A 279-nucleotide genomic window follows, 5' to 3' on the forward strand; every position below is an offset into this window, starting at 1 on the left:
GTTCCCAACCACCTACGCAAATTTTTCTCAATTCGCTCCTTATATCGAGTCCTTGTCTCGCGCTCAGTCGTTTGAGAATATTTTTCAGAATACTCTTCATGCTGTTCGGTCAAACTCTGCAAAAACTCATCGATTTGCTCTTTTGACATAGAACGAGACAAAGAATAAAGCTCAGGCGTTATCTCATTGGCAAGACGTTTGATATGTATTCTGAATGTCTGATGTTGCCCTATCAGAAACTCTTCATCAACCAGTGATAAGTCTGCATCGTAGAGCGAC

At 41.2% G+C, this 279-nt stretch carries 1 protein-coding gene; it reads right to left on the reverse strand.

Annotation, left to right across the window (positions count from 1 at the left end):
• On the reverse strand, window positions 1-279 hold a 279-nt coding region (locus tag AB4585_RS28015; protein WP_372172028.1), incomplete at both ends, for a DUF6279 family lipoprotein.

The organism is Vibrio sp. 10N.222.49.C9, from assembly GCF_041474985.1.
GTDB lineage: Bacteria > Pseudomonadota > Gammaproteobacteria > Enterobacterales > Vibrionaceae > Vibrio > Vibrio crassostreae_C.